Raw genomic sequence first — 20,977 nt, forward strand, 5'->3', positions numbered from 1 at the left:
TTTATTTATAGAAATATAATAAAAACGATATTTTTATCATTTTTTCGACTATTTTAAAATCAAAAAAACTGCTGTTTGAATTATTCAAACAACAGTCTTTTCCCATATTTTATTTGATTCATTCTTACAATATTAAATGATTTTATTAATCTGTTCTTTCAGCAGTTCAATGTCATCGCAATATCCAATTATTTTCTTAAGAATCTCTACATCATTATTCTTCATAAAAAACCACCCCCTCATTTTGAATATTGTCTAAAAATATCTTGTCTTTTATACCCGTCGTAACGACATCAACATGACACTGTAATTCATCTTCTAAATCATACACGAACGCCATGTACTTTATTAAACTCGTCATCTTTCCTTTATCCACATAAAGATCTACATCACTGTCATCATTTGCTTCTCCTCTTGCATAAGAACCAAACAAACACATACGAGATATGCCATGTTTTTTTGCAATTGGTATTGTTTTATCTTTGATTTCTTCAATTGTATAACACATCATACATACCTCCCTCTCAAAATATGCAAGCAAATAATTTTATGTTTATTATACCACAAGAATCCTGCCTGGCATACACCAGACGGGATTCTTATATTTTTCTGTATGACTGACACTTACTGTTTATTCTTTCTGCTCTTTGCGAACACACAGCCAGCTCCAACAAAGCATGCGCAGCTTGCAAGAACTGCTACATAAACGATCGGGGTTGTATCACCTGTTTTTACGAGCTTAGAATCTTTACCGGTCTTATCTTCGGTTGTACCTGTATCTTTAGTAGTCTCTGAAGATATTGTTGATTCTGTATCTTCCATCTCACCGGTATGTTCCTCGGTGGTATCTTCATCACTGTCTGAATCTGTATCCTCCGTGGTTGCTTTCTGAGTTGTCTCGGTTGTAGCATCCTCGGTCGTAACTTTTTCTGTCGTTTCTTCTTCAGTCGTCACATTCTCTGTTGTCGTCTCCTGTATAACCGGTATAGCGGCTGTCTCTACCTTTCCACAAACAGTACATTCATGCTTCTTTATTCCTGTAGCAGATGTTGTGGCTGCTGTTACAACCTGCCATGCGCCATACTGATGACCCTTTGCCGCAACTACTGTATCAAGAAGTGTGATTTCCTGTTCACCGTCTGCATCACGGAAATATTTGCCGCATTCATCGCAGTACCAGTATGCGATATTTCCTTCATCCAGACAGGTGGCTTCTCCGGCAGATACTGCCTTCATATTATGTACATGCTTCTTATTGATTGCAAATGAATCAACCACGCTCATATCACTGGTTCTATATGTTGTTACCTTAAACTGGCTGTCTGACACATCTACTCTTGAAATGTTTGGAACATTTTCCTGATTCATCACTCTGGAATATGGGAAGCTTGCATTCTTGATCGTGTAGAACTTGGAACCAGATGCAGAGTTTAATGTCACATATAAGATTCCTGTTGGATTTGTGATCGATGAATAATCGGCATCATTATAGATCGATGCATCTGTCATCGGATCAAGTCCATCCATCATGTAGGTTCTGCAATATACATGGTCATGTCCCATAAGAACCACATCGATATCAAGATCCTTGAATACCGGAACCAGTTCCTCTCGTCTTGTCAATATGCCGCTCTCCAAAGAATGGCTTGCTACGGAATAAATGGAGTGATGGAATACAACCACCTTCCATGTAATATCCTGACCTGCAGTTGCCTGCATTGCCTGTTCCATAAATGCCTTATGCTCAGCTGTCGATGTATTGTTACTGTTCAGTGCAAGGAACAGTACATGATTGTATACGAAATAATAGTCTCCGCCTGCTGCAGTCGTTCCATAGCTGCTTTCATTCGGATTGTTAAAATGCTGATCGTACGCCGCAGAACCGGAATCATGGTTACCTACCACTGTTGCGGTTGGAAGATCAAGTAAAGTATCATGCTCCAGATATCCGTCGTACTGATCTTCATTTGATGCTGTATTTACCTGATCACCTGCTGATAACAGGAAGTCCACACCGTCAAATGCACTGTTGCCGGAAATCAGCTTCAGCGTCTTCTCCCATCCGTCTGTATCGTTTACAGAACTTCCGCTTGCACCGATCTGTGGATCACCTGCTGCTGCAAATGAGAATGCGCCTGTTCCACCGGTTGTAAAGGAACGGATCTCTGACTTTGTCTCTCCATTTACCAACTGATAAGCATATGTCGTATCAGCTGACAGTCCGGTTGCTGTCGTCTGATAGTTGTAGTAACCGGATTTGTTGGATGCAGTTCCATTTGCCGTGAAGCTCTTTGCATCTGCCGGCATCTCGTTCCCACTGACTTCTGAATTCTTAGCAACCAGAAGTGTGCCTGTTCCATCAACATCTGCATACCAGGTTACATTGATCTCAGACGCATCCTTACCAACCGTCCATGAGATATTCTTCTGTGTATATACCGGTACGGATACTGTCGTCTCAAATGTAAGAGTCGGCATATCAAAATAAATATCCGAGCTGGATGAGCGTCCCTGATGAAGCTCTACTGCTATAACATTTTTTCCATCCTTCACTGCCGCAAGTGCTGCCGGATCACTGGTACTGATCGTTCCGGTCTTTGGATCGCCGGCATTGGAACCGCCATACTGAAGATTGCCTGTTATGCTGTCATCATCAAAGCCTGCAATCTTCACACCATTTACATATACGGTTGCTGCATCATCATAGATCACACTTCCTGATATCTTCGTTACCTTAGAAGCATCCGGTATCGTTACATCCGTACGGAAGAAAAACGCTTCAATATCGGTTGTTCCATCTGCCTTGTACTGTGTTAATAATGTCTTTGGTGTACATCCGCCACCCAGATCATTGATTTTTCCTTTCTTTGCTCCAAAAGGACCTGTCGCTGTCTTCCATGCAGATATGTCATAGTCATCCTTGGTCCAGCTTGTCCGGTCATAGCCTGCTGCTATGCTGTCGCCTGCCGGGTCGCTTCCATCATCCAGATAACTCCATGTTACATTTCCATCCATTGTTACATCATTCTCTGCTGCCCTTGTCTGAAAAAGGGGCTGTGCCATCGTTGCTACCAACAATAATGACAAAAGTGCAGAAAGTCTTCCTGTTGTCTTACGTCTGTGTTTTTTCATTCATTTTCCTCTTTTCATCTTTTCATTTTATCTATGTGAAATGCGCATTGCTGCGCAGATTCCTGTCGTTATCGGTACGGTAAGGATCACTCCGATCGTTGCACACAATCCCTGTGCAAGCTCGATCGCCAGGTAGTCCGATGATATGAACTGTGTCCGGCTCACTCCATAGGCGGTTAATACCAGCATCGTATTGAGTGCCGTTCCCGCAAATGCAAGGATCAGCGTATTGCTCATGGTTCCGATCATATCTTTTCCGATATTAAATCCCGACTTCATAACCTGTCGAGCGGTTACCGAAGGATCTACAGTGACCAGTTCCATAAGCGCTGCCGTAAGGGAAACTGCCACATCCATAACGGCTCCAAGGGAAGATACCAGAACGCCTGCGATCAGAAGTGATCGAACCGAAAGTCCTGTCGCTCCCTGAATGACCAGTAGTTCTTCCGCATTGTCACTGTTAAATCCTGTAAGATGTAAGGTTTTTGAACTTATGTAAAAAATAATTCCTGTTACTGCAACTCCAAGTACAGTAGCAAGTGCGGATACAGCCGTCCGTCTGCTGCAGCCATTTAACAACAACAGGCTGACTGCTGTTCCTGTTAATATGGTCAGGATTGAGACAATTACAGGAGGAAATCCGTGGTAGATCGCCTGAACCATAAACAGTACTACCAGAAGAAGTGTAAAAACGACACCGGCTAATGCCCGTAAGCCTTTTCCTTTTCCCACAAACAACATTACCGCGGCAAATACCACCACAAGGATGCCAAGTGGCAGGCACCTGTCATAATTGAATACTGTGTAGTAGGGAGCTACTCCCTCCGGCATATCTGCACATACGATTATTTTCTGATTAGCATTTACATAGATGTTATGTGTCTGCGACAAATAATTATCAATCGATACTTTGTCGCCTTTCTGATCTCCTTCCAGAATCAGAACTGTAAGCTCCTGTTCCCCAAGATATCTGGAATGATCATATGGATCTGTCTCCAGCCGCTCATTATCGACAGATACTACCCGCCCTCTTACGAATGTCCTGCTGTCGTTGTTGTACATTGTATAGCTGTTGATCCGATCCCAATCAAATGAACCTGCCGCCAGAAGAAAGGCTGCTCCGATCAGGAAAACCGCGATATATACTGCATTTCTTCTCACAAATAAAACAAGATGCCCACCTGTTTTTTCATCCGTTTCCCTTATCGTTTTGTCTTTTTTCTCTGTCTCTTTCATTTCCGGCTGCCTGCTCCTTATACATATGAGGCGAACCTGCCTGCTCCTTGAGGTGGTCTCACTTCATTTCTGTATTTATTATAGATATGCCTGCATGTGCCTGCTATCACACTTCCGTAAAGATTGCAAGGGGCATATATTTCTTTTGTAAAATTCACGAAAAAACAGGCAGTCCCGTTATAAGACTGCCTGTTGGTTATATTTGTGTTGTCTTTGAAAAATAAAGGCAATTAAAAATAGATAACCATGTTCCAGGTTATCTACTCTTAATGTCTGATTTATTCATTTTTAGAATCTGTAATTGATCAAACATACAATTTCCAGTTTTTTAACTGTAACAAACTATCGTAATACATTCGATCTTGAATAAATGTAAAACAGCTCTTGTGTATATTTATAGCCTTCTTCCATCTGCTCAAAAGAACTATCAAATTCTTCAAAGCCACTCTCATCCATCTCATGTGCAGGGCTTTCAACATATTTCCACATTTTTCCCTCAAGAGCATCCTCGTCAAGAACTTTTACCATAAGAGCAACCGGGTATACATCTTTGTCTATACACACATTATATCGCTTACAATTTTTAAATCCATAACAAGCATAATTTTCTGGATTCCCCCAAATCGCTATCGTGTCAAAGCCCAGCTTTCTTGCTGCCTCCAATGAATGTTCAAGAAGCTTTCTTCCATAGCCCTTTCTTTGATAGTCGGGATGAATTGTAAATGGGCCGAAAGATAAGATTTCTTTTTCTGTTCCATCCATAGCAACCAGCTTTGCCTTCACATAAATAATAGAACCAATTATTTTCCCATCCTCTTCTAATACAAAATCTAATTCCGGAATAAAATCTTCACTATTTCGAACCAAATGGGCAAAATAATGTTCATTGCATCCCGGCACAGACAAGTTCCAAAATGTCTCCTTTATCATTTCCTCTACAACTCTATAATCATCTGTTTTTTCATTTCTTATAATCATTTCACGTTCTCTCCTTATATTGCAATTTTCTCCAAACTCAAAAAGGCATCCGTTAACCAAATGACAGATGCCCATGTTTTAATTTAACTACTTAAGATATCCCTCTCCACCCATTAGCATTGTCATTTTCTCAATCCTTTCAAGCGGAAATGGTGGATGGCCAATAGGTTTCATTGCAATTGACATTAGCTTCATTGGATTATCATCTGCCGCAACTCTGTTAGAACTCAATGCTCCGCACATCTTACATCGGTGAATAATAGCCCATTCGCCCTTATTTTTACCCATACTGATACTGGTTCCATATGACCACCGCAATCGGACTCTCGGTCTCCTGGTTCAACATCAACATGTAGACTGTACAGACAATTCGGGCAATGATTTCTATGGTCACTTCCTGCCCCTTCTGGAGCTACAGTTCTTCCACAATTTTTACAAACAAACGTTTCGTTACAGGGATGCGTCTTATAATATCCCTTTTCGTATTGCTTGCGCTTGTTTTCTCTATTCATTGTTGAATCCTCCATCTTGATTTTTTGAGGATTCATATTCACGTATTATTCCTTGAATTCTTTTTTCTGAAAGAAAAAACATTTTGCCAAGTTCTGCGATAGTTTCACCCGAATTGAATCTACTTACTATCTCCTTGTTTCGCTTTGCAAGCCTGTTTTTGGCACCGTTCTTTTCACCCCAGCCCATTGCTTTCTCACTCCTGCGCGGGATATATAAAACTTTGCCATCAACATATTTTTGAATTTCTCTAATCAAGTCTTCTGGCAAGACTTCATCTGCATTAACATAGCTCATATGCGTCCTCCTAATTGTCACCTTAGGATGCAATGGCTATAGCATTTAATTTTTTTTGCAATAGCCACTGCTATCGCACAATTACCTTATAATTCTTCATAAAACTCTCTTTGAACCTTTCTGGTTGTATTTTGTTCAGAATACCATACGCAAACTATAACAACAACCTCTAATTCGATTTAAATCGAAATCAATTTCTCAATATAACATGTTAATAAAATTCTAATGGAACAAAATTGCTGCACGACGGCCTGCCAAGGCTGTCTTTCTTATCATTTTTCTAAAACAAATCGTGCTACTTTAACATTTCCATCCATTTCCATAGACACTATATTAAATCCACATTTTTCTGTATAAAACTTTACATTTTCCTTTTTATCTATGGGTGTAACTAAGGTAATTTTATCCCAATCCCTATAGTGTGATGTTACAAATCTAATTGCTTGCGTTCCAATTCCTTTTCCTTGAAACTCTGGGACAACACACAAACACCCAACTTCATATATTCGCATTTCCACTTTTTTACAAGAAACACAACCGACCGGTTCACCATTATATAAAATAATAAATTTTGGATATTCTATTATAGATTTTTCCATCATCTCTTTAGTCTTTCCATACGCCGGACATTCACCATATTTAATATAATCACTATAAAATGCAAAATTATAAATATCTATTAGCAATTCTGCATCCGTAATATCTGCTTTTCTATATTCAATCTTCATAAACAATACCTCTCCAAATTCCGATTTTTCTTTCCCGTATTAATTGCTATATGTTTTCACTTGAATAATTAAGCATTTTTCCAAACAAAAATTTAAGAAATCTTATACATATCATTCTTGTAGAACATTATTAAATCGCTTTTTTCAGAATTTCTTAGAACGACAAGGACATTAAACACATCTGGGAATGGCGAAATCATCCCCATACATGCCATGCCAAAATTCAATCCATTTAATACTCTAAATTCAGCAGGACTAATTACAAATAATATAAATGGAACTAACCCAAGAACAAATGGCAACAGGCACATCAATATAAACCGATCTCGCCTCAATGGATATGATGCTAATGCAACAAATGTTGCCTTTCCTTTTATTCTGCCTATTGTTACATCTGCTTCCTTAGGATAAACAATTCCATGTAACCACTCATGAATTATTAACAGTAAAAAACCGAAAGCAAATCCGACCAGAATAAATATTGGCGAGATTACAACGGTCTTGCATATTATCGTTTTACAAAGCATAGCAATAAAAAGGATAACACATAAAATTACAGCAATTGGCACTGCTTTTTTCATCAGTTCACCAACACTCTGCGGTGTTTCTATCTTTACTGCACCATCCAGCAAATTTCCTGTTTGATATTTATTTATATCGTTTATTGACCACACAATTTTTATCATATTAAATCCCTTTATTCATTACCTCCTGAACTTTTATCAGAAAAGCCGCTAGAAGTTTTCTTCTCCATCACATAGTTTTTAAGTGTAATTCCCATCCCCTGATAATTTATATGGACATACAGCCTAGCCAGACAGCCAGATTGATCAATGTCTCCAAATCCAACAACCTCATCATCCTCCACTGCAACCACTGTTTTATGATTTAAAAAAGAGTGGTTCCATTCTTGTAAATCTACGCTACCGGTTGCCCATGCATTTAACTGTTCTTCTGTATAATCCTTTACATTTATGCTATGTACCGTATTGTAGAACAATTGCGCCATCTGCTCACAGTCAGTTGACTTGTATTCTCTAAGTTCCATCTTTTATCCTCATAAACTGGAATTGAGATTTCATGTATTCCAAGGGATTTAATAACTGTTATATTTTATTATCAAATATCTCTGAATCCCTTGAAAACACTAAGTTTGTCGCAGGTGATCTTTCCCTTAGACTTTCCCTTATGTTATATCTTCCCATATGGATTTATGAACCCTGATAAGGGAAAATACAAGGAAAAGAAAATCCTCTAAAACAGTATAACACAAAATAAAAACGACATGGTGAACTGATTGAAATGCTTCTGATTTTTGTAACAAATGATTGATTGAATGATAAGGAGATTTGATACGATGAGAACAATATTTGCAGAATACAATCCACAACGCAACAGCATTGATGTTTATACTTCTGCTGGCTATATGCTCCGCATTGACTGCTGGGAAGCAGAAAAGAATTTAAAAACAACACCCAGATTAGATTGTGCATTAAATGCACTTGCTATTGATGAACCACTTGATTATGCAAGACTATACCTTGATGGAACTATGCAGATGTGGGTTGATGCCGAAGATTCATTTTATTTATGATGATTATACTGTCACTCCTAGTGTCTCCAGAGAGTGACAGTTTCATTGTCATTTTGAGCTCGTCTTTTTTAAGACAAGCCTCGTATATTTATTTGTAAGCTGCGTTCGCTTCTTCTTGAGTGATTTTCCCAGTTTTAACAGCATCAGAAATTGCTTCGTCTAATTTAGTATAAACAGTAGTTGTCACAACTCCGAAGCCGCTGACGAACAGCAGAGCGATCCACAGCCACTCATACTGTTGTCGCCGGTCTGCGGATTCTGAACATCATCCGAAGGCTTGGTGGTATCGTCAGACTTGGTAGGAGCGGCAGGTTTGGTTGCCTTCTGACCTTCTTCGATAGTCTGAGTCGTTACTGCAGAGCCACCGGCAGAATCAAAGGTTACGGTATAGTTTTTATTTCTTTGTTGTAACAGTCTTAGCTTTTGACCAGCCTGAATAAATCCTTATGGATTTGCCGTTAATCTTAACTGTCTTATAGGTGCGAACTCTTACATAATACTTTTTCTTGCCCGAAAGCTTTGAAATTTTCTTTGATACTGTTGTATTCTTGCCTACTGTTACGGTCTTAGCCTTGCTGAATTTACTTGAGGCACTGTACTGTACCTGATAGCCTGTTGTCTGTGTAGCCTGCTTCTTCCACTTTACTGTGAACTTCTTTGAACCTGCTTTAAGTGAGGAAATACTTGTTGCCTTTGGCTTGATTGTGAAATAAAGCGTCTTTGTTCCGCTGTATTTACCCTTAAAGGTAATCTTTACTGCGTACTTGCCAACATACTTTCTGCCTTTTGCATAAGACACAGTATAGTCAGTATTCTTAACAAGTGTCTTTCCTGTTCTGTCCTTAACAATAACCTTAGGTGTTCTAACCTTTCCGTTATATGTTAATGATGTTGCTTTAAGCTTTATGCTTGATGCCTTTGGAATTACTGTCGTTGAAAGAGTTTTCTTACATACCGAACAGTAATTTACTATCTTGCCGTTTGCTGTTGGGGTTGCCTTTGTTACGGTTTGCTTTGTGGTGTGGGCAATCTTAGCAATATTGCCCCAAGATGCAAGGTCGGTTATTTCCTTTGTACCGAGTACATCTTCATAGAACTTGCCACAACCTTCGCACTTGTAGTATGCTTCCTTACCGCCATCTGTGCAGGTGGCAGCTTTCGCAGCAACCAAAGTCAGATTGTGAGTGTGCGGTACAGTTTTGTAATATCCGCAGGTGTCGCAAACATTGTCAGAACCGTAATCGTGAGCCGCTTCGTCCTTTTTGTCGTGGCAACGAGAACATTCATGCCAGTGGTTAGTATCATCAGACTTCCATTCTGTGCCTGCGGTATGTCCGGGAGCCGGAATCTTCACACTGGTTTTATCGGTAATTTCTACCGATCCTGTTGCATCTGCGAACCACTTGTCACAGCCATCGCAGGTGTAGTATGCGGAATTGCCCGCAGTAGTGCAGGTGGCAGCTTTCGCAGCAACCAAAGTCAGATTGTGAGTGTGTTCTTCGTTTTTATTTTTGTAATAATATGTAACAACCGTTCCGTCCGAAACAATAGGCTTATTCAAGCCGTCAACCTTTATAAATTCATAATCATAAAGTGTTTTTGCCGGTGTTAAATCAAGCTTTGTGCCGTATGGCACGGTAAATGTTCCGCCGGCAGTGTTTGGAATTTCAGAGCCGTCCTCAAATTTATACTGAATTGAAACGGTTGTGTAGCGCTGTGTTTCCGTATTGTCGTCTGCAAGCACATTTCCGTTTTCATCGAGCACCTGAAATGCCACGGTATCGCCGCTCTTAAGCTGTGCATCAGACGGAATTTGATAAATAAGCGAGCAACTCTTTAAGCCTGAATTAAAGTCGCTTTTGATGTGATCCAAAGCACCGAGCGGCCAGAAATTTGCCTTATCATTCCAAACAGGAATGTCAAAGGTTTGTACTGTTTGAAGCGGATTCCCCGATGAATCGGTCGCAACGCTTCCGTCGGAGTGCTTAATCCACATTTTGAATTTTAATTGTCGTGCATTTTTATCTGAAATGTTTTGAATAACAGTTCTAAGCTCGATTTTTTTACCGTTCATATTAGTATTAAATCTGCTTTTGCTGTTGCCGCTCAAAAGTCGGTCATTGCGATTATATGTGTAATTATAATATGAACTTGTTTCAAGGTCGGTAAAATCAGACGGCTTTGAATAAGCGCCCGTATATTCCTTAACCTCGGGAGTTGCAACATAAAGGTCTACATCCTTAACAAGCTGAGACATTCGCTTGAAGCCCTGCAAACGACAAACCTCACAGAATTGATAGTTTGTGTCTCTCATTATGCACTCATAACTTGAAACAAGCATTTTTGAGCCGTAAGCATTGCGGCAGGTATATGTGTTTCTAAAACCTAAAAGCTGTCGCCATTTTATCTTTTCCGGGTCTTCAACCGAGGAAAGATTGAGTGATTTAAGTTCCTTATCGTCAAGCAAATATCCGTTACTGTATTCATCACCGAGACCGAGCAAACCGTGTCCAAACTCGTGTGCAAAAGTTTTTGACGCACGATAACTGTCTGATGGCGAAATGAAATAATGGAAGCCGTATTCACGGTTATTATAAGCACCGCCGAAATCTGATTTTGTGTTTACAACCATAGCGAACTGAGCAATATAATCGTGAACATAATAATAAGGCTCATATTCCGAACCGGACGGAATTGTGTTTGGATCACACTTTTTTTTGATATGAGCATCGTGAATTTTCTCGATAAATTCAGGACCGATACATCTCTCAAAAATATGATTTTTCCACTGACTTCCGTGGAGATTATTAGAAATAACAGGCGAATTATATTTGTCGACTATAACATCAAAGAAGGTGCTTCCACCATTGTCAAAAGTCGATTCGGAAGCTGTGCAAAGAGCGTAAACATTGAATCTGTCGGCATAACTGCGATACGGTTCATATTTCATAGCGTCCTGCCAAAGTCGTTTGACATCATTGATGAATTTGCCCTGCTGACTTTTTGTGTATCCCTCGCCGCAAACGACAACAACCATATTTTCCGTGTCGCTGCGTGTTTTTTGGATGGTATAAACAGGGATGGTAGGATTAGAATATTTTCCGTCATTTGAATACCACGGGCCGAGGGTGAGCTGAATGCTTTGCTCGGTGCTGACATTCCAATCGGGATTTGCGTCCTCGGCAGGTTCCGAAATTGTATAATCATCCTCTTGCTTATTTGGAGCAGAGCCGATATAAGGACTGCTTTGTGAGCCGCTGCCGGAAGTTGTAACAAAATATTCGGAATCGAGATAAAATGCAGGTCTTACGCCCAAATCGGAATACCACGGAGCATAACGACCGATCTGACCCGATGAACTGATATAACGCATATCGTGATTGCAATCGGTAACAGGAGTGCGAAGCCAATAAGGCCAAGCCATACCGTCATTATTATACGCAACATAATAACCTTTGAGATTTTTCCACACGGCATTAGCCTGCTTTACATCAAGAAGAAAAACCTTTTCGGTTGTAGTTTCAAAATATGAACTGTCGTAGTTTGCCACCGCTTCCGAAATATCGGTGTAGTATAACAAATCCGAATTTGCGTCTCCATCAACTATGCCCTTGTTGTATTCGGGATGAGAAACGAGAGAACGCTGGGTAACGGTTTTCATTGCCGCAATTTCAGATTTTGAAAAAGCGTTGAGAAAACCCGCTTTTTCGTTGTACGCTCCCACACCGCTTACATATCCGTCTTTCGGAGGGTTGCCGCAAAGCCAATCGACTTTGCCTTCAGCTGCGGTCGAATTTAACCAAGAACGCATATTGCTGTCTTTCCAATAGTTAGAACCGTAATCATCACGCTTATAGCTTCTGCTGTGTGATTTTGAATTGCTGTTGTCATTTGTTTTGGCATCATATGCAAGGGTGTCAACAATTTTGTCTGCAAGCATAAGCGGTCCGTTATTGTCAATGCTTACACATCGCCAAAGAATTGAGGCATTGTTATACGCGCCCATTTTAACATAGTCGCCAACTTTAATATCGGGCTTTGATGCCGCCTGAATGGTCATCGGCAAAACGGAGATTGCCATGCACAATGCCAAGAATATTGCGGTTATTTTTTTCGTCATTAAGGAACCTCCTTTATAAGCTATATATTTGCTTTTATTATATTGTAAGGTGTTATATGCGTCAATGAAAATCCACCTTATTCCGTGAAACTTACCATAGTGTTACATCCCTTTTTTTCAGCAATAATACCTGCTGGAAACTGATTTTCGCAATACATTTTATTTCACCCACTAGGTTAAACAAAATTTTGTTTTTTTACTGTATCATCATGCATTATCCTGTATAATGAAAGTATCAAAAGATAGGCGGAGGCAGTGCAATGAAGAAAATACACATTGAATTCAGCGATGAGCGGCTCATTACTCCCAGTGGTCTGGTATTCGTAGGGCAAATACTTGGAAAAAGCAGTTTTGTTAAAAAAATCAACCGTGCTCCAATTTCAAAAGATTATCTGCAGAAACAGATAAAAAATGGAGACGTGCTCCTCACCTATATTGGTATGCTCTGTCAGGGAAAACCCCAGTATGAGGCTGTCCGTGAAATGATAGATGACCCTGACTACTACAAATACGCATTATGCATCTCCTATGCGATTCCTTCCGCCGAAACACTCCGTCAGCGTTTTGACATGATCGGGGATTCCCTGCGCAAAGACATCCAGCAGGCAAATGTCGACATGCTGCGTGAAATGCACATAGAGCCGACAGCCCTGGATAACGGCTTTGTTCCTGTCGATATTGATGTAACCCCCTTTGACAATTCGAAATCCAATAAGGAAGGCGTATCCCGTACCTACAAGGGTTTTGACGGATATGCACCAATTATGGCATATATCGGCACAGAAGGATACCTCGTCAATCTTGAACTGCGGATTGGGAAACAGCACTGCCAGAAAGAAACTCCTGATTTCCTGAGAGAGACCATTGAACTGTGCAGACAGCTGACGGAAAAACCACTGCTCATCCGGCTGGATTCCGGCAACGATGCATCTGAAAACATAGGCATCTTTATGGAAGAAAGCTATAAATACAACAATGTGTCTTTCATCATAAAACGGAATCCCAGACAGGAAAGTAAAGAAGAATGGCTGGAATCCGTCAGGGAATGCTGCCAGAATATCCAGCATCCACGTGATGGGAAAACTGTTTATATCGGACAGACCTTCCGGAATGTGACATATTCCCTTTCTGATAACGAGGAGAAAACTGTCGGAATACGCACAATTTATGAGATCACGGAAAGAACCATTGACCGATATGGGCAGTATTTTATCGTACCCGATATAGAACTGGGCACATACTGGACAAACACTTCCCTGCCAGACGAAACAGTCATTGATCTTTACCATGCCCACGGAGAAAGTGAGCAGTATCACAGTGAAATCAAGACGGACATGGATGTTGGAAGACTCCCGTCGGGAAAGTTTGAGAGCAACAAACTGGTGCTGGAGCTGACAATGATCGCATATAATATCCTTCGAATCATAGGGCAGGAATCGCTGAAAAAGAAGGATGCTCCCGGCCGGAAGAAAATACATCGCCGAAGAATACGTACGGTGATCAGTAATCTTATGCAGTTTGCGGGACATCTGACAGAACATGCCGGCCGTCTGGTGCTGTCCATTGGAAGGAGTAATCGCTGGAGATTTACTTTCAAGCGTCTTTATGACAGCTTTGCATTCATCACCTGACAACAGGTAGCTGAATATGGCAATGGCAGCTGCACACAAATGGTGCAGTCTTTTTTTGAACGCAAAATTATGCAGCATTTTCAAAATTTAGTATACAATAACAAATATGGCAAACTTCAAAAGTTCATCTGCGACATTGTCATAAAATTTAACTTCTACCATTCTACCAATACCTCGTCAAATTCCGATTTATCTTTCTACTCAACTACACGCCAACTTCTTTAAAAGATTAACATAATATTTAAGCTCATTCAAGGAACTCAAATAAACACACAAGTGGAATACCTCAAATTAAGTTTGTTTATTTGAAATTGCAATATAACTGCATATAGAAATCAGGAAACTTATACAGTACAAAACAACCGCTCCAAAACTAAACATTACTTCTTCCAAATAAGTTAGTCCTGGCATAAATCCATATCCAGGAAGATTATTATAGTAAATCATCAGTCCTATGGATATAAGCAGCGGAATTAGTTCTGCCGAAAACAATATCCGCCAAAGTTTTTTTGTTTTCTTGCGAATGGTTATCACAAATAATATTATTTGAAATATTAAAATTACTATATATGTAATCAGTAGGAACAGTGCCATTACTATTTTCCTCCGTAAGTTCCGAGTTATATGATAATCCAAGTGAACATTAAATACAAATAAGGCAATAATGCCATAATCTCATTGAATACGAACAGCTTGCTTCCAATTTGAATCTTATACTTTGTTCTCGCTTTCTTATAGAAAAACACGCAGCAAATCGTTGTTGCAATAATATGTATTATTCCAATTATCAAAATCAGCCAATGCAATCTTATATTTTGAAACTTATTATCATATCCAGTCAGATCAAACCATATTACAATGAACCATGCAAGTAAGTCATTTACTAAATACGCAATAATAACAATTTTTTCAAAGAGTATTTTCATCAACACCGGTAATACTAATACAGGAAATATATCGGAAATTGTATTGGAGGTTTTTATCATGAGAAATTTTATCTTATCGTGTGAATCGACAACGGATCTGTCATATTCTTATCTGAATGAACGGGAAATTGCGGTCATTCCTTATACTTACATCATTCATGAACATGTATACGAGGATAACATGGAACGAAATCCAGATCTGATGCCGAAGTATTATAAGATGTTGGAAAAAGGGCTGCTGCCTACAACCTCCCAGATCAACGAAGCTTCCTATTATGATTTCTTTGAAGGACTGATACGGAATGGTGATGTGCTTCATATCACATTCAGCTCCGCCTTAAGCGGATCGGCAAATAATGCCTATCGTGCGGCGGCAGCAATAAAAAAGAACTATCCGGGAAAGCAGCTGCAGGTCATTGATTCTCTCTGCGGTGCAGGAGGGTATGGATTGTTAACGGACTACGTTGCCGATATGCGGGATGAAGGTCTTTCATTGGCAACAGCTGCCGACTGGATCATGAAGCATCGTACCTGTATCCATCATCAGTTTTTTACAACCGATCTCACCTTTCTGCACCATAGCGGACGGATCAGCGGCGCTGCTTCCCATATCGCATCGATCCTGAACATTCATCCTCTGATCCGGCTGGATCAGAACGGAATGGCAGATGCCTATACAAAAGTCCGTGGCAAGAAGCGCGCCGTAAGAGAGGTGATCTCTGAGATGGAATACTACGCAGAAAACGGGACAGACTACAATGGAAAATGTTTCATCTCCCATGCTGCCTGCCCCGAGCTTGCTTATCTGTTAAAGAACTCCGTCCTACAGACATTTCCAAATGTCACCCATCCGGTACGCATCTTAAATGCCGGTACAATTACCGCATCCCACTGCGGTCCCGGTGCTGCCGGACTATTCTTTCTCGGACGCGAACGCCCGTATTAATTTAATATTCATCCGGTACAAGTACCTTTTCAATCTCTGCGATATAGTATCTGTGATAATCCTTATCCGGATATACCTTTGCTCCTTCCTCTGGATCAGCAAAGGTAGCAGGATCAATATCTCCTTCGCACATTTTTCTGCAAATGAGTGTAATGCCTGCCTCTTTGATAACCGGAACATCACCACAGAAATCAAGAGTGATCCCTGCTCCTGCAAATTTATCCGCTACATCCTTACCGGATGTTCTTCCGCAATAAGTCAGTGCCTTTCTGTACTCTTCCGGAAGTACACAAACGGAAAATTCCTTCTGTTCATCGATAAACTGCTTTGTATATCTCTGTGGGCGGATATAAATCGTGATAACAGGCTTTGACCAGAACTCACCAAAGGAACCCCAGCTTACTGTCATCGTATTTGCCTTCTCATGATCTCCTGCAGTTACAAGTGCCCACTTTTTGTTGATCATTTCGATCAGATTTCCTTTTAATTCCTCTGCATTGATTTCTTTCATCTTGATAATACCTCACTTTTCTGATTACTCAGTTTCTGAAGTGTTTACTGTAACAGAAATACATCCTGATACAATAATGAGGCACTGATCATTCTCAATGCCTCATTGCAAAATCGTATGGTACACTGGTATTACCAGCTGGTTTTTGGCTCATTATACCATCCGCTTTTGTTTTGTCAACCAACAGCTTTTCAGAAACAAATCGTTTTTTATTACTTTTTAACACAGGTTTTATAATATATGAAATTATTTTCAACCTTATGCTTTTCTTTTTTATTTTATTCAGATATCAAATACTATAACTTTATTTTTATTTTTTTATAGTGATCGGTCTGTTTTAATCCTGTGATCGGTCTGTTTTCAGATCAAACACACCCTGTCCATATCGTTTAAACTGCATCATCATCTCATGTGTCAGACTCAGATGTTCTCCATAGTCCGGGATCTGCTCGCGCTCTACCCATTCACCGCTTGCAAGTTCTTCATGATCGATGGTCAGTTCCGGTCCATGCTCATCTGACTTTTTTCTGTCTGCCTGACAGAAGAATCCCATCAGCAGATTGCTGTCAAATCCCCACGGCTGTGATTTGTAATACCGGATATTCTTAACCGGTATTCCGACTTCCTCCATCACCTCACGCCGAACCGTTTCCTCTACCGTCTCACCTATTTCCGTAAAGCCGGCGATCAGGGCGTATCGTTTATACTCTCTTGCAGCGTAAGTTGTAAGAATGATACGATTGCCATCTGTCACTCCGACAATTACTGCCGGTGCGATCGTTGGGAAGATCAGATGTCCGCATGACGGGCAACGGAGCATCCGTTCTTTCTCATCCGGAAGCACAGGCATTCCGCAGGCTCCACAATAGCGGTTCATCGAATACCACAGATACAGATGCCATCCGGTTGCCGCCGCAAGCACTTCTTCCTTTGGCTTGCAGCTTCTGGTCTTATACATGCTCCGGTATTCATAACCGGGAATCTCCAGACGCGCCCCCAAATTTACATCAGTTACTCCATTCGCTGATCTTTCAACATAATAAGTCCCTGTTGTCCGGACAAGATCATGCGTCCGATACAGAAAATACTGTCTGTTATCGATTACAAACAGGTAGGTCAGATTATCCTGCCATGATGCATTCTGCGTGACCGTATCATTTATTCCTATATAGCTTTTATATTCCGAGACAGTGAGCCAGACCAGCTCATGCTCATCCTCCACCTTTTTGGCAAGGATCAGTTTCTCGGAAAATGCAAGGATCACATCATCATTCTTCGGCGGTTTTCGATATGCATATTCATTATGAAACCGTTTTGGTTCTATATCCTGTATCATCTTCCTATACCAGACAGGCTGTCTGATACGATATGAAAACATCTGTATTATCAGTGCTTTTATATGCGGATCAGCCAGCCTGTTTCTTTCTTTTTGAATTTATACCATGAATCATTTCTGTCGACACTGTCGTTTCGATTCATGTATGGACACAGCTTTGCGTCTCTGTTATTACTTCTTTAACTGAGCCAGACGTTCTTCAACCTGGGCTTTCATTTCTGTATATTTTGCAAGCTTGGCTTTTTCTTCTTCTACCTTAGCAGCCGGTGCTTTATCTACAAATTTAGGATTTGCAAGCATACCGGATGCACGCTTGATCTCGCCGGCCAGACGACCGGATTCTTTCTCCAGACGCTCGATCTCTTTGTCGATATCAACCAGCTCTGCAAGCGGAATATAGAGTGCGGCATCATGTATCAGGGTAGATACTGCATTCTCATCAATACCATTCTTGCTATCCTGAATGAATACCTCACTTGCATATCCAAGTGTTGCAAAGAAATTCTTTGATGCTTCAAATATATCACGGATCTCACTCTTAGCAGATACAACATATACAGTTGCTTTCTTGCTTGGCGGTACATTCATACCGGTACGCAGATTACGGATTGCACGAACTGCAGCCTTGATCGTATCAACTGCATTTTCATCCTGTTTAAAGCTCCACTCCTCTTTATATACAGGCCAGTCAGAGATCATGATAGATTCTTCCTCATCCTGAATATTACAGAAGATCTCCTCCGTGATAAACGGCATATATGGATGTAATAATTTCAATGCCCGGATCAGAACGGTCTTTAATGTCCAGAGGGCTGCTGCCTTTGTCTCGTCTGCATCATTGTAAAGTCTTGGCTTAACCATTTCGATATACCAGTCACAGAATTCTTCCCATATGAAGTCATATACCTTGGAAACTGCGATACCCAACTCGTATTTCTCCATGTTATCTGTCATCTCAACTGCCAGATCATTGACCTTGGATAAGATCCAACGGTCAGCGATCGTAAGATCAGATAATTTTACATTTGAGAAATCAGCCTTTTCCATATTCATCATAATGAATCTGGATGCATTCCAGATCTTATTTGCAAAGTTTCTGGAATTCTCTACACGCTCCCAATAGAAACGCATATCATTTCCCGGTGCATTACCTGTGATCAGTGTCAGACGAAGGGCATCTGCACCATATTTATCAATAACCTCAAGCGGATCGATACCATTCCCAAGAGACTTACTCATCTTCCGGCCCTGATCGTCACGAACCAGTCCGTGGATCAGAACATGCTTAAATGGGCTCTTTCCTGTCTGCTCCAGTGCGGAGAATACCATACGGATAACCCAGAAGAAGATGATATCGTATCCGGTTACAAGTACGTCAGTCGGATAGAAATATTCATATTCCGGTGTCTTCTTTGGCCAGCCAAGTGTTGAGAATGGCCAGAGTGCGGATGAGAACCATGTATCTAGTGTATCTTCATCCTGTGTCAGATGTGTGCATCCACATTTCGGACATACCGTCGGAACTTCTCTGGAAACGATCGTCTCATGACACTCATCACAGTAATAAGCCGGGATCCTGTGTCCCCACCAAAGCTGACGGGAGATACACCAGTCACGGATATTTTCAAGCCAGTGGATGTATGTCTTATCAAACTGCTCCGGTACAAATTCCAGCTCATCTGTCTTGATCAGGTCAAGAGCTGCCTGGCCCATTTCCTTCATACGGACAAACCACTGTGGCTTGATCATTGGCTCTACCGTTGTCTTACATCTGTCATGTGTTCCTACGTTATGTGTGTGTGGTACAACCTTTACAAGAAGACCTTCTTTTTCCAGATCTGCTACCATTGCTTTTCTTGCTTCATAACGATCCATGCCTGCGTATTTGCCGCCCTTCTCGTTGATCGTAGCATCATCGTTTAAAATATTGATCTCTTCCAGATTGTGTCTCTTACCTACTTCGAAGTCGTTCGGATCATGTGCAGGTGTAATCTTTACACAGCCTGTTCCGAATTCCATATCTACATATTCATCTGCGATAACAGGAATCTCTCTGTCTGTTAAAGGAAGCTTCAGCATCTTACCAATGATATCCTTATAACGCTCATCCTTTGGATTTACAGCAACTGCTGTATCACCAAGCAGGGTTTCCGGTCTGGTCGTTGCAATCTCTACATATCTTCCTTCTTCTCCAACGATCGGATAATTGATATGCCAGAAATGTCCTTCCTGCTCTACATGCTCTACCTCTGCGTCCGAAATGGATGTCTTACATACAGGACACCAGTTGATGATCCTGGAACCTTTGTAGATATATCCCTTTTCATAGAGATTGACAAATACTTCCTTAACTGCTTCTGAACATCCCTCGTCCATTGTAAAACGCTCTCTGTCCCAGTCAGCAGATGAACCCAGCTTCTTTAACTGATTTACGATTCTTCCGCCGTATTCTTCTTTCCATTTCCAGGCATGCTGTAAGAAAGCCTCTCTGCCGATCTCCTTCTTATCAATGCCTTCTGCCTTTAATTTCTCTGTTACCTTTACCTCTGTAGCGATCGCTGCATGGTCTGTACCCGGCTGCCATAATGCACTGTAGCCCTGCATTCTTTTGAAACGAATGAGGATATCCTGCATCGTATTGTCCAGGGCATGACCCATATGAAGCTGTCCGGTTACATTTGGAGGCGGCATAACGATCGTAAATGGTTTCTTACTGCGATCTACCTCTGCATGAAAATATTTCTTATCTTCCCATTTTCTGTACAGCCTGTCTTCTATGTCGGCCGGATTGTATGTCTTTTCCAGTTCTTTCATCTGTTCCATCCTTTCTGTTTTTATAGCATCTTTAGTGGAGCGTTTTTCCTTTACAGAATCAATCTTCTTACATAGAAAAAGCCCTTTGAAACATCTCTGTTCCAAAGGGCGTATCTTACGCGTTACCACCTTAATTTATCACTCATCTTATTCTGTAACGGGAACGACCCGGCGCATCCTACTGAACATTTCGGATGTGCTGCTCCAAAGCTACCTTC

17 protein-coding genes and 1 other annotated feature (1 of these 18 cut by a window edge) are annotated in these 20,977 nt (G+C 40.8%); of the genes, 3 read left to right on the forward strand and 14 right to left on the reverse strand.

Annotated features, from left to right (window positions below; genetic code table 11):
- Positions 1-214: 214 nt before the first annotated feature.
- The 10 genes from DWW43_RS00005 to DWW43_RS00045 all read right to left on the reverse strand — a co-directional run bounded on the left by DWW43_RS00005 (position 215) and on the right by DWW43_RS00045 (position 7,929).
- Positions 215-511: a nucleotidyltransferase domain-containing protein gene (locus tag DWW43_RS00005; protein ID WP_119962366.1), complete on the reverse strand. Its 297-nt coding sequence runs from the start codon at positions 509-511 to the stop codon at positions 215-217.
- Between the two features lie 113 nt (positions 512-624).
- Positions 625-3,132 (reverse strand): FN3 domain-containing metallophosphoesterase family protein, encoded by a 2,508-nt coding sequence (locus DWW43_RS00010; RefSeq protein ID WP_119962367.1) that lies wholly within the window; start codon positions 3,130-3,132, stop codon positions 625-627.
- A gap of 27 nt (positions 3,133-3,159) precedes the next feature.
- The gene (locus DWW43_RS00015) at positions 3,160-4,368 is read right to left on the reverse strand and encodes a YibE/F family protein (RefSeq protein ID WP_119962368.1); all 1,209 of its coding nucleotides are present in this window, start codon (positions 4,366-4,368) and stop codon (positions 3,160-3,162) included.
- A gap of 342 nt (positions 4,369-4,710) precedes the next feature.
- Positions 4,711-5,346 carry an N-acetyltransferase gene (locus tag DWW43_RS00020; RefSeq protein ID WP_165852988.1) on the reverse strand — a complete coding sequence of 212 codons (636 nt, stop codon included), beginning with the start codon at positions 5,344-5,346 and terminating at the stop codon, positions 4,711-4,713.
- Positions 5,347-5,433: 87 nt separating this feature from the next.
- Positions 5,434-5,664: an RNHCP domain-containing protein gene (locus tag DWW43_RS12415; protein WP_347475226.1), complete on the reverse strand. Its 231-nt coding sequence runs from the start codon at positions 5,662-5,664 to the stop codon at positions 5,434-5,436.
- Positions 5,574-5,894: an RNHCP domain-containing protein gene (locus DWW43_RS12420; protein WP_342413217.1), complete on the reverse strand. Its 321-nt coding sequence runs from the start codon at positions 5,892-5,894 to the stop codon at positions 5,574-5,576. Before DWW43_RS12420 ends, DWW43_RS12415 begins: the two co-directional genes overlap by 91 nt.
- Positions 5,851-6,153 carry a CD3324 family protein gene (locus DWW43_RS00030; RefSeq protein WP_008401977.1) on the reverse strand — a complete coding sequence of 101 codons (303 nt, stop codon included), beginning with the start codon at positions 6,151-6,153 and terminating at the stop codon, positions 5,851-5,853. The genes DWW43_RS12420 and DWW43_RS00030 overlap by 44 nt, the downstream gene beginning before the upstream one ends.
- 272 nt (positions 6,154-6,425) lie before the next feature.
- A complete protein-coding gene (locus tag DWW43_RS00035; RefSeq protein ID WP_119962370.1) occupies positions 6,426-6,881 on the reverse strand; it encodes a GNAT family N-acetyltransferase in 456 nt (151 codons plus the stop codon).
- Between the two features lie 92 nt (positions 6,882-6,973).
- Positions 6,974-7,567: a DUF3267 domain-containing protein gene (locus tag DWW43_RS00040; protein WP_008401980.1), complete on the reverse strand. Its 594-nt coding sequence runs from the start codon at positions 7,565-7,567 to the stop codon at positions 6,974-6,976.
- An 11-nt stretch (positions 7,568-7,578) separates the two neighbouring features.
- Entirely contained in the window at positions 7,579-7,929 is a 351-nt protein-coding gene (locus DWW43_RS00045; protein WP_008401981.1) for a GNAT family N-acetyltransferase, read from the reverse strand.
- Positions 7,930-8,238: 309 nt separating this feature from the next.
- Between DWW43_RS00045 and DWW43_RS00050 the strand changes: the two genes are divergently transcribed.
- Positions 8,239-8,475: a DUF6061 family protein gene (locus DWW43_RS00050; RefSeq protein WP_119962371.1), complete on the forward strand. Its 237-nt coding sequence runs from the start codon at positions 8,239-8,241 to the stop codon at positions 8,473-8,475.
- A 394-nt stretch (positions 8,476-8,869) separates the two neighbouring features.
- Here DWW43_RS00050 and DWW43_RS00060 read toward each other — a convergent pair whose 3' ends face one another.
- Positions 8,870-12,595 (reverse strand): M64 family metallopeptidase, encoded by a 3,726-nt coding sequence (locus DWW43_RS00060; RefSeq protein ID WP_119962372.1) that lies wholly within the window; start codon positions 12,593-12,595, stop codon positions 8,870-8,872.
- Between the two features lie 260 nt (positions 12,596-12,855).
- On the opposite strand from DWW43_RS00060, the gene DWW43_RS00065 reads away from it, so the two are divergent.
- Both DWW43_RS00065 and DWW43_RS00075 read left to right on the forward strand, forming a co-directional pair.
- A complete protein-coding gene (locus DWW43_RS00065) occupies positions 12,856-14,226 on the forward strand; it encodes an IS1380-like element ISClsp2 family transposase (RefSeq protein ID WP_119962373.1) in 1,371 nt (456 codons plus the stop codon).
- 984 nt (positions 14,227-15,210) lie between these two features.
- Complete coding sequence (locus DWW43_RS00075) at positions 15,211-16,098, forward strand: DegV family protein (protein WP_161116986.1); 888 nt, start codon at positions 15,211-15,213, stop codon at positions 16,096-16,098.
- A 1-nt stretch (position 16,099) separates the two neighbouring features.
- Here the strand turns inward: DWW43_RS00075 and DWW43_RS00080 are convergent, their stop codons facing one another.
- The 3 genes from DWW43_RS00080 to DWW43_RS00090 form a co-directional block, all read right to left on the reverse strand.
- A complete protein-coding gene (locus tag DWW43_RS00080; RefSeq protein WP_021944623.1) occupies positions 16,100-16,609 on the reverse strand; it encodes a flavin reductase family protein in 510 nt (169 codons plus the stop codon).
- Between the two features lie 337 nt (positions 16,610-16,946).
- Entirely contained in the window at positions 16,947-17,945 is a 999-nt protein-coding gene (gene nudC, locus DWW43_RS00085) for an NAD(+) diphosphatase (RefSeq protein ID WP_119962376.1), read from the reverse strand.
- A gap of 171 nt (positions 17,946-18,116) precedes the next feature.
- Positions 18,117-20,759, reverse strand: a complete 2,643-nt coding sequence (locus tag DWW43_RS00090) for a valine--tRNA ligase (RefSeq protein WP_044945721.1) — start codon at positions 20,757-20,759, stop codon at positions 18,117-18,119.
- A gap of 101 nt (positions 20,760-20,860) precedes the next feature.
- Positions 20,861-20,977, reverse strand: a binding site (T-box leader); it runs 88 nt beyond the window's last position.

Source organism: Clostridium sp. AF15-41, from assembly GCF_003604095.1.
Lineage (GTDB): Bacteria > Bacillota > Clostridia > Lachnospirales > Lachnospiraceae > Coprococcus.